The organism is Lactiplantibacillus sp. YT640 (assembly GCF_049745435.1).
GTDB lineage: Bacteria > Bacillota > Bacilli > Lactobacillales > Lactobacillaceae > Lactiplantibacillus > Lactiplantibacillus plantarum.
In genome coordinates this window covers 1-373 of the sequence record NZ_JBMNVY010000102.1, presented here as the reverse complement: position 1 = coordinate 373, position 373 = coordinate 1, and the positions used below count along the sequence as shown (strand labels likewise).

Below are 373 nucleotides of genomic sequence, written 5' to 3'. Positions count from 1 at the left end.
AAACTTGTTCTTTGAAAACTAGATAATATCAAATATATTTTTTCATAATGAAACCGAGAACACCGCGTTTTTTGAGTTTTTTATTGAAGTTTAATTATCGCTAAACTCATTAATCGCATTTACCGTTAGGTAAATGAGGTTAAGTTAACAAGGGCGCATGGTGAATGCCTTGGCACTAGGAGCCGATGAAGGACGGGACTAACACCGATATGCTTCGGGGAGCTGTACGTAAGCTATGATCCGGAGATTTCCGAATGGGGCAACCCAGCAGTTTTAATCAACTGTTACCACTAGATGAATTCATAGTCTAGTTGGAGGTAAACGCTGTGAACTGAAACATCTCATTAGCAGCAGGAATATAAAGAAATTTCGA

At 38.6% G+C, this 373-nt stretch carries 1 rRNA gene; it reads left to right on the top strand.

Annotated elements, in window-relative coordinates:
• Nucleotides 1-137: 137 nt before the first annotated feature.
• A 23S ribosomal RNA gene (locus ACOV1R_RS16115) occupies nt 138-373 on the top strand; the annotation flags it as partial.